Annotated in this window: 2 protein-coding genes and 1 pseudogene; all 3 read left to right on the forward strand. The window is 63.4% G+C overall.

Annotated elements, in window-relative coordinates; translation table 11 throughout:
• Nucleotides 1–409: pseudogene (locus DMB66_RS59185) on the forward strand (toluene hydroxylase); the annotation flags it as partial.
• Nucleotide 410: 1 nt separating this feature from the next.
• Nucleotides 411–761 (forward strand): propane 2-monooxygenase effector subunit MimD, encoded by a 351-nt coding sequence (mimD, locus tag DMB66_RS59190; protein ID WP_233625613.1) that lies wholly within the window; start codon nucleotides 411–413, stop codon nucleotides 759–761.
• Between the two features lie 94 nt (nucleotides 762–855).
• Nucleotides 856–1,315, forward strand: a 460-nt coding sequence (locus DMB66_RS59195; RefSeq protein WP_148112947.1) for an amidohydrolase family protein, incomplete at its 3' end; no start/stop codon positions are given.

A 1,315-nucleotide genomic window follows, 5' to 3' on the forward strand; every position in this document is an offset into this window, starting at 1 on the left:
GGACTGGGCCGAGGCGGTGTTCGCGACCAACGTCGTCTTCGAGCCGCTCGTCGGCGTGCTGTTCCGCAGCGACCTCGTCATGCAGATCGCGGCGCGCAACGGCGACTACATCACCCCGACGCTGATCGGCGCGGGCGAGAACGACTACACCCGCGACCTGCGCTACACCCGCGCGCTGTTCTCCTTGCTCACCAAGGATGCCACGCACGGCGAGCACAACAGGTCCGTCATGCAGGGCTGGCTCGACAAGTGGGTGCCGGTCAGCAGGCACGCCGCGTACGAGCTGCAGCCGATCTGGTCGCAGCCGGCGGACCGGGCGGTCACCTTCGCGGACTCGTACGCCGCCGCGACCGCCGATTTCCAGACCCTGATCACCGACCTCGGCCTGGCCACGGCGAAGGAGCAGTGAAGTGACCTCTTCCGCGAGTTTCGACGTCAACCGCACGTCGTCCAACATGTGCGGCGTCACGCTCATGAACAACCAGAACGGCTACGTCGTCGCGGAGGTCATGGGCGCCAAGGACGGCATCGTGATCTCCGAATACCCGTCGATGATCCGGGTGGACGGTAGCAACAAGATCGTCTTCGACTATCAGGAGATCTCCGAGGCGCTGGGCACGGACTTCGACGGATCTGACTTCGAAGAGATCATGTCGACCCACTACGGCCGCATGGTCCACCTCGACGACAAGACGATCATGTTCGCCAATCCCGAGGACGCCGCCGAATATATCGACTTCGACCTCACGCCCGTCCAGTAGGGCCGGTCGCGGGTCGGAAGGCCGGAAAGGCGTCGCGGGCGTCTTTCCGGTCCTCCGCCACAGGTTCCCGTTCTGTCAAAGGAGATTCGAACGCATGTATACCAAGGACGGCGAGGACTACTTCATCGTCGATTCACACATCGCCCTGTGGGACGGCCGCGAACAGAACTGCCGCAACATCCACGGCAAGCAGTTCATCGACTGTTTCTACGACTACCACAAGAATCTGAGCCCCGAAGACGCCGTGTGGCCGTACGACGAATACACCTACTACGGCGGTGACCGCCTGATGAAGGATCTCTTCACCGACGGCTATGTCGACCACGCGATCTTCCAGCCCGCGTACCTCGGCGACTTTTACCACAACGGGTTCGGACAGACCGACGAAGCGTGGGCGTTGACCCAGCGGCATCCCGACAAACTGACCTACAACCACAACTTCGACCCGCGCAACGAGCAGGCCGGGCTCGACCGGTTGCGCGCCGACGCCGCCCGGTTCGGGCTCAAGGGGGTCAAGCTCTACACCGCCGAGTGGCACGGCGATTCCCGCGGCT

The organism is Actinoplanes sp. ATCC 53533 (assembly GCF_003947245.1).